The 7272-nt window shown below is 68.3% G+C and carries 5 protein-coding genes and 2 pseudogenes; 3 read left to right on the forward strand and 4 right to left on the reverse strand.

Annotated features, from left to right (window positions below; genetic code table 11):
* Nucleotides 1-6: 6 nt before the first annotated feature.
* Nucleotides 7-1494, reverse strand: coding sequence for an acetyl-CoA acetyltransferase (locus tag BN4332_RS05925; RefSeq protein WP_066897618.1), 1488 nt, complete (start codon nucleotides 1492-1494; stop codon nucleotides 7-9).
* Between the two features lie 128 nt (nucleotides 1495-1622).
* Here BN4332_RS05925 and BN4332_RS05930 point away from each other — a divergent pair, with 128 nt between their 5' ends.
* Nucleotides 1623-3992, forward strand: coding sequence for a phosphoketolase family protein (locus tag BN4332_RS05930; RefSeq protein WP_066897625.1), 2370 nt, complete (start codon nucleotides 1623-1625; stop codon nucleotides 3990-3992).
* Nucleotides 3993-4030: 38 nt separating this feature from the next.
* A pseudogene (locus BN4332_RS05935) lies at nucleotides 4031-4315 on the forward strand (CPBP family intramembrane glutamate endopeptidase); the annotation flags it as partial.
* Between the two features lies 1 nt (nucleotide 4316).
* Here the strand turns inward: BN4332_RS05935 and BN4332_RS05940 are convergent.
* Both BN4332_RS05940 and BN4332_RS05945 read right to left on the reverse strand, forming a co-directional pair.
* A pseudogene (locus BN4332_RS05940) lies at nucleotides 4317-4709 on the reverse strand (alcohol dehydrogenase catalytic domain-containing protein); the annotation flags it as partial.
* Nucleotides 4710-4737: 28 nt separating this feature from the next.
* The gene (locus BN4332_RS05945) at nucleotides 4738-5040 is read right to left on the reverse strand and encodes a GlsB/YeaQ/YmgE family stress response membrane protein (protein ID WP_066897619.1); all 303 of its coding nucleotides are present in this window, start codon (nucleotides 5038-5040) and stop codon (nucleotides 4738-4740) included.
* A gap of 544 nt (nucleotides 5041-5584) precedes the next feature.
* On the opposite strand from BN4332_RS05945, the gene BN4332_RS05950 reads away from it, so the two are divergent.
* A complete protein-coding gene (locus BN4332_RS05950; RefSeq protein WP_066897620.1) occupies nucleotides 5585-6349 on the forward strand; it encodes a CPBP family intramembrane glutamic endopeptidase in 765 nt (254 codons plus the stop codon).
* A 65-nt stretch (nucleotides 6350-6414) separates the two neighbouring features.
* Here BN4332_RS05950 and BN4332_RS05955 read toward each other — a convergent pair whose 3' ends face one another.
* Nucleotides 6415-6999: a CGNR zinc finger domain-containing protein gene (locus BN4332_RS05955; protein WP_066897621.1), complete on the reverse strand. Its 585-nt coding sequence runs from the start codon at nucleotides 6997-6999 to the stop codon at nucleotides 6415-6417.
* Between the last annotated feature and the right edge of the window lie 273 nt (nucleotides 7000-7272).

The following is a 7272-nucleotide window of genomic DNA, read 5'->3' on the forward strand; positions in this document are numbered from 1 at the left end:
CGGCCGCTACAGCAGGGTCGCCGAACCGTCGTCGTGCACCTGCACCTTCGCCCCGGCGATGTCCTGCACCATGGTGGCCGCGGCCGCTGACTCGTCGACGATCCGGGCCAGCGTGCGCCCGTCCTCGGGCGTGCGGACCGCCAGGAACGCCCGCTCCACGGTGCCGTCGCGACCGACCGGGGTGGTCCAGGATTCCACCGTGCCGATGCCCGACCACTCCACCTGCAGCCGGCGGGTGGGCTCCGCGTCGACCTCGGATTGCACGTCCTGCCAACGGAATTCCCGCACCGGCGGCTCAGTGCCGTACACGCCGAAACTGTGCTTGGTGAGGTAGCCGCCGTTGGCGGTGATCAGCCCCCGGGTTCCCGGGTTGGCCACCAATTGTTCGGCCATGGTGGCGATCGAGTGCGACACGTAGTTGTTCCACGGACCGCCGGCGAAGGTCAGGCCGCCGGTGACCGTCAGCGGCCGCGACGGATCTGCCAGCGGCAGGCCGATCTCGGCGGCCGCGACCTGCACCGCGGACGGGAAACAGGAGTACACGTCAATGAGATCGACCTCGTCGACGCCGAGGCCGGCCAACTCGAGCACCCGGCGCCCGGCGATCCGGATCGCCGGGGACCGATGGAGCTCGGCCCGCTCGCCGATGGCGTAGGTGTCGTGCGCATCGGTGCCGGCGTACGGAAAAACCCAGCGGTCGGTGGGGATCTGGAGATACGTGGCCTTCTCGACGGTGGTCAGGATCAACACCGCGCCTTGGTTGACCATGTTGTTGGAGTTCATCAGCTTGGTGTAGGGCCAGCTGATCATCCGGTTGTCCGGACCGGGCTGCCAGATCTGCTCGGCCGGCACGGCGTCGCGGCTCCAGGCATGGCTGTTGCCCGCCGCCACGGCACTGAACTGCGACCACAGCTCGCCGATCCGTCTGCGATGGTCGTCGCTGCTCTCCCCCGCGGCGATCCGCAGCGCCTGTTCGAACATCGGGTACACGAACGCCGGGCGGTCCAGATTGATCCGGAGCTCGGCGTCGCCGGCCATGGGCACACCCTCGTGGGCGCCGGGAGCCTCGGGCACCGATTCGTCCTGACGCGTCCAGTCCGGCTTGATCCCGCGAGCCCGCAGCCGACTGCGGGTGCGCCAGGTCTCGGCGCCGGCGATCAGGACCGCCTCGGCCCGTCCGTTCTGCAGGTCCAGACAGGCCTCGTTCACCAGCGACTGCGGGACGTTGCCACCCACACCGGTGTAGCGCGTCGTCGCCTTGTCGGCCCGGATCCGTTGCGCCAACAGCAAACCCGGATCCCGGTAGTGCCACGACAGCAGATTGACGATCCGCACCGAGTCGACCGCCTCCAGGACCCGCGGATCGGCGGCGTCGCGGGCCGCCGCCACCATCAGATCGACGGGTTCGACGTCGGGATCGTCCTCCCGCCGGTTGACCTGGCCATAGCCGACGAGGACCGGAGTGCGTGGGTCGAGGGTGCTGGGGACGGGCATGATTCGAACCTAGCCGACGCGAACACGACCGCGTCCGCGGTGTGCTTCGCGTGGCGTTGGTTGGCCAGTATGAATTCGGGTACCCGGATCGCAGGCGCCATTCACCGACACCGGCCACCATGGAGACCATGAGCGACGCGACTGGATCACCGGCATTGACCGATACGGAACTCGAGCGGCTCGACGCGTACTGGCGAGCGGCCAACTACCTGTCCGTGGGCCAGATCTACCTGCTGGACAATCCGCTGCTGGACCAGCCACTGACACCGGAGCACATCAAGCCGCGTCTGCTGGGCCACTGGGGCACCACGCCCGGCCTGAACCTGCTCTACGCCCACCTCAACCGGATCATCCGCGAACGCGACGCCAACGTCATCTACATCACCGGGCCCGGGCACGGCGGCCCGGGGCTGGTGGCCAACGCCTACCTGGAAGGCACCTACAGCGAGGTGTACACCGGCATCGGACCGGACACCGACGGGATGCGAAAACTGTTCCGCCAGTTCTCCTTTCCCGGCGGCATTCCCAGCCACGTGGCCGCCGAGACGCCCGGATCCATCCACGAGGGCGGCGAGCTGGGCTATGCGCTCGTGCATGCCTACGGCGCGGCGTTCGACAATCCGGATCTGGTCGTGGCCTGTGTGGTCGGCGACGGCGAGGCCGAGACCGGCCCCCTGGCCGCCAGCTGGCACTCCAACAAGTTCCTCAATCCCGTCGTCGACGGTGCGGTGTTGCCGATCCTGCATCTCAACGGCTACAAGATCGCCAATCCCACAGTGCTGTCCCGCATTCCGGCCGAGGAGCTCGAATCGCTGTTCTACGGCTACGGGTACCGGCCCATCACGGTGGCCGGCGACGACCCCGCCAACGTCCACCAGCAGTTGGCCGCCGCCATGGACGAGGCGTTCGACCAGATCGCCGCGATCCAGCGTGCCGCACGCCTCGACGGTGAACCGGGCCGCCCGCTGTGGCCGATGATCATCATGCGCACCCCGAAAGGCTGGACCGGTCCGGCCAGCGTGGACGGCAAGCAAGTCGAAGGGACCTGGCGCGCCCACCAGGTGCCGCTCGCCGAGACCAGGACCAACCCCGCGCACATGGCCCAGCTCGAGTCGTGGCTGCGCAGCTACCGGCCCGAAGAACTGTTCGACGCCACCGGGGCGCTGCGCCAGGATCTGCGGGACCTGGCCCCGGCCGGTGACCGGCGGATGAGCGCCAACCCGCACGCCAACGGCGGGCTGCTGCTGCGGGACCTCGACCTGCCGGACTTCACCGACTACGCCGTCACCGTGGACCGTCCCGCCGCGGGCACCGCCGAAGCGACCCGGGTGCTCGGCACCTTCCTGCGTGACGTCATCGCCGCCAACCCGGACCGGTTCCGGTTGATGGGCCCGGACGAGACCGCCTCGAACCGGCTGGCCGCGGTGTTCGAGAAGACCGACAAGGCATGGCAGGCCGAGATCCTGCCCGTCGACGAGAACCTGGCGCCCGAGGGCCGGGTGATGGAGGTGCTCTCCGAGCACCTGTGCCAGGGCTGGCTGGAGGGCTACCTGCTGACCGGACGCCACGGCTTGTTCAACTGCTACGAGGCCTTCGTCCACATCGTCGACTCGATGCTCAACCAGCACGCCAAATGGCTGTCCAGCAGCTCCCAGCTGCCGTGGCGCCGCCCCATCGCGTCACTGAACTACCTGCTGACCTCCCATGTGTGGCGCCAGGACCACAACGGCGCATCGCACCAGGACCCCGGCTTCATCGACCACGTCGCCAACAAGCGCCCCGAGGTGGTACGCGTCTACCTGCCACCGGACGCCAACACCCTGCTATCGGTCGCCGATCACTGCCTGCGCAGCAGGCAGTACGTCAACGTGATCGTCGCGGGTAAACAGCCGGCCCTGACCTACTTGAGCATGGACGAGGCCATCGCCCACTGCACCCGCGGGCTCGGCATCTGGGACTGGGCCGGCACCACCACCGGTGAACCCGACGTGGTGCTGGCCTGCGCCGGCGACATCCCCACCCTCGAAACCCTGGCCGCGGCCGACATTCTGCGGCGCCGGCTGCCCGACCTGCTGGTGCGCGTCGTCAACGTGGTCGACATCATGCGGTTGCAACCGGAATCCGAGCACCCGCACGGGATGTCCGACCGGGAGTTCGACTCGATCTTCACCAGGGACAAGCCCGTGATCTTCGCCTACCACGGCTATCCGTGGCTCATTCACCGGTTGACCTACCGCCACACCAACCACGATCAACTCCACGTCCGGGGATTCAAGGAGCGGGGCACGACGACGACGCCGTTCGACATGGTGATGCTCAACGACCTGGATCGCTTCCATCTCGTCATCGACGTGATCGACCGCGTCGAGGGGCTGGGTACGCGGGCCGCGGGGCTGCGCCAGGAGATGGTCGACGCCCGGCTCGCCGCCCGGCGCTACACCCGCGAGCACGGCGAGGATGACCCGGCGATCGCGAACTGGACCTGGGATCCGGTGTGACCTGGGTAATTGCGCCCCGCCGGTACGCTTGTTTGGTTATGTCTGACGAGAGCGCCGTGGCCGCGCATCCCAATCCGCTGGTGGCCCAGCTCTCGGCACTGCATCACTTCCGCATCTACGCCGACATCGGCATCGTCGTCATCATCCTGACGCTGACCAACCTGATCGCGCACTTCACCACCCCGTGGGCCAGCGTCGCCACCGTCCCGGCGGCCGCCGTGGGCCTGCTGGTCCTGGTGCGAGCCCGCGGCCTGGGCTGGGCCGAACTGGGGCTGGGCCGCGAACACTGGCGCTCCGGAGCCGGTTATGCGCTGGGCGCCGTCNTGGGACCGTGGTGAATTCGGCGTAGCCGCCGTCGGCGTCCCAGCCGGTGTAGCGCGAGGACGGGCAGAGGTTCTCCCGGCCGCGCAGACAGTAGTCGCACCGGCCGCAGGTATGCCGCAGCCAGGCCACCCCGACCCGGTCCCCCGGAGCGAATCCGCCGCCGGTATCGGCGCCGACCGCCGCCACCTCGCCGACGACCTCGTGGCCCGGGATGACGTGCGGCCGGTGCACCGCCAGATCGCCCTCGGCCACATGCAGATCGGTGCGGCACACCCCGCACGCCAGGACCTTCACGAGCAGTTCGTCGGGTCCGGGCTCGGGAATGGGGACGCTGGCCTGACGCAGCGGCCGCGAACCCACCGGGCCGGGGTTGACGACCTGCCAGGCCGTCATGACCCCCGTACCCATCAGCGGTGCCGAATCAGCCGCGCTTACGCACCAATCCGACCACCCACAGCAGGATCACCGACCCGAGGATCGCGGTGAAGAGGGTGAACCACCACCCGCCGGAGGCTGTATCGACGAAGAAGCTGAGCAGGAATCCGCCGATCAGAGCGCCGACCACACCGATGACGATGTTCATCAGAATGCCCTGGCCGCCGCCGTCGACGATCTTGCCCGCGATCCATCCGGCGATTGCGCCGATGATGATGTAGCCGATCCAGCCGACGCTCGTCTGCGTGGTGGAACGAGCCAGGATCTCGGTAGCCGCCATCACGTCCATTGCAGGTCTCCTGCCTGTCACTGGCTATGCCCAGCGGGCTCGCTGAGCCACACCTCAGGTGTACCCCGCGAACGTAACAATTCGGTTGGCCAATTGGGAACGATCAGCGTTCGCCCACCCGGCACAGGGTTCGCCTCGCCCCGGCGCCGCGGCCCGTGGGCAAACCGAAATCACATTGTCGGCGGGTTCCCCGATGGCTAATCTCGAAAATATCTGGCAACTGGCTGCGAACACGCGGACGGTGCTAACCGGACACCGCGTCATCGGGATGGGGTGAGGGCGATGTACTGCACATTCGCACCGACACATCGAACCGGTACGACGCGCCGCAGGAACCGGGAACAGCGGCGAAACCGCGCCGCAGCTATCTCATCTGCCACACAGGTCACACCGGCCTCAGCTGTCNCCAGGAGATGGTCGACGCCCGGCTCGCCGCCCGGCGCTACACCCGCGAGCACGGCGAGGATGACCCGGCGATCGCGAACTGGACCTGGGATCCGGTGTGACCTGGGTAATTGCGCCCCGCCGGTACGCTTGTTTGGTTATGTCTGACGAGAGCGCCGTGGCCGCGCATCCCAATCCGCTGGTGGCCCAGCTCTCGGCACTGCATCACTTCCGCATCTACGCCGACATCGGCATCGTCGTCATCATCCTGACGCTGACCAACCTGATCGCGCACTTCACCACCCCGTGGGCCAGCGTCGCCACCGTCCCGGCGGCCGCCGTGGGCCTGCTGGTCCTGGTGCGAGCCCGCGGCCTGGGCTGGGCCGAACTGGGGCTGGGCCGCGAACACTGGCGCTCCGGAGCCGGTTATGCGCTGGGCGCCGTCGCCCTGGTGGTCTCCGTGATCGCCATCGGGGCGGCCCTGCCGTGGACCCGCCCGATGTTCATGAACGACAACTACGCCACCATCTCAGGTGCGCTGCTGGCGTCGATGGTGATCATCCCGCTGCAGACGGTGATCCCCGAGGAATTGGCGTTCCGCGGTGTGCTGCACGGCGCGCTGAACCGGGCCTGGGGTTTTCGCGGAGTCGCGGCAGGCGGCTCACTGCTGTTCGGCCTGTGGCACATCGCGAGTTCGCTGGGTCTGACCAGCGAGAACGTCGGCTTCACACGACTGTTCGGCGGCGGCCTGTTCGGCATGGTGGCGGGTGTGGTGCTGGCCGTGGTGGCCACCGGTATCGCCGGCTTCATCTTCACCTGGCTGCGCAAGCGCAGCGGGAGCCTGCTCGCACCGATCGCCCTGCACTGGTCGCTCAACGGCGTGGGCGCACTCGCGGCCGCCCTGGTCTGGCATCTGTCGACCTGACCTCCGGCGCAGGTCCTAACGCGCGCCTCCGGCGCGGTGTCTAACGCGCGCCTCCGGCGCGGGTCCTAATGCGCGCCTCCGGCGCGGCGCCGCGCCCGGAACTCCCGGTTCTTCAACTTGTTCCCACATTCGGACATCACGCACCAGGTACCGCCGTGGTTGCGGGACCGGTCATAGAACGCCCAGGCACATTCCTCGTTCGCGCAGGCCTTGAGGCGAGCCCAGGTGCCGTCGCGCTGCGCGTCGCGGATCACCACCAGGAGCTCGAGCAGGCGCTCACGCAGGCTGTCGCCTGCTGCCGACAAGCCCACTGTGCCGTCGGAGGCCAGCTCGACTTTCGCGGTTGCGGTTTCGGTCAGCGCTCGCAGCACGTCCAGGTGCTCGGCAGGCGGCGGTGGACCGCCCGAGTTGTGAATCAGCAAGGCGCGCAATGCCTCGCGCACCTGGCGCAATTGGTCCAGGTCTTCCCGGCTCGGGTGGTCGCCCGATCGCAACAGCCCGTGGGCGACCAGCCAGGGCTCCGCGTCGTCGAGATCGGCGAGGCGGTCGGGGCCCGCCGGGAGTTCGACGGTGTTGACCAGGGCCTGGATCCGGGCCAGCGGCCCGGGCGCGGGTTTGGTCTCGGCGTCGCCGGCCCATGCAGTCGTCATGACACCAGCGTACCGCCGTGACCAGTAAATTGGTTTGACTAGTCATTCGTGACCGGCGTAGGGTTATAGGTAGTCACGAACTACCGGACCTGGCACCACGGAACCTACGAGGTATCGCCATGAACGACAACCGAATTTCTCCCATTCCAGCGATCACCGCCGACCGTGTGCCTGCCCCCTGCCGCCCGCCCCTTCGGGCACGACTGAGCGCCCGGATGCGCTCGGGACGACTCGACGCCATGCTGGCGGTCGGCGCGCCGACGCCGCCGGGCA

The sequence above is a fragment of the Mycolicibacterium houstonense genome (assembly GCF_900078665.2).
Taxonomy (GTDB): domain Bacteria; phylum Actinomycetota; class Actinomycetes; order Mycobacteriales; family Mycobacteriaceae; genus Mycobacterium; species Mycobacterium houstonense.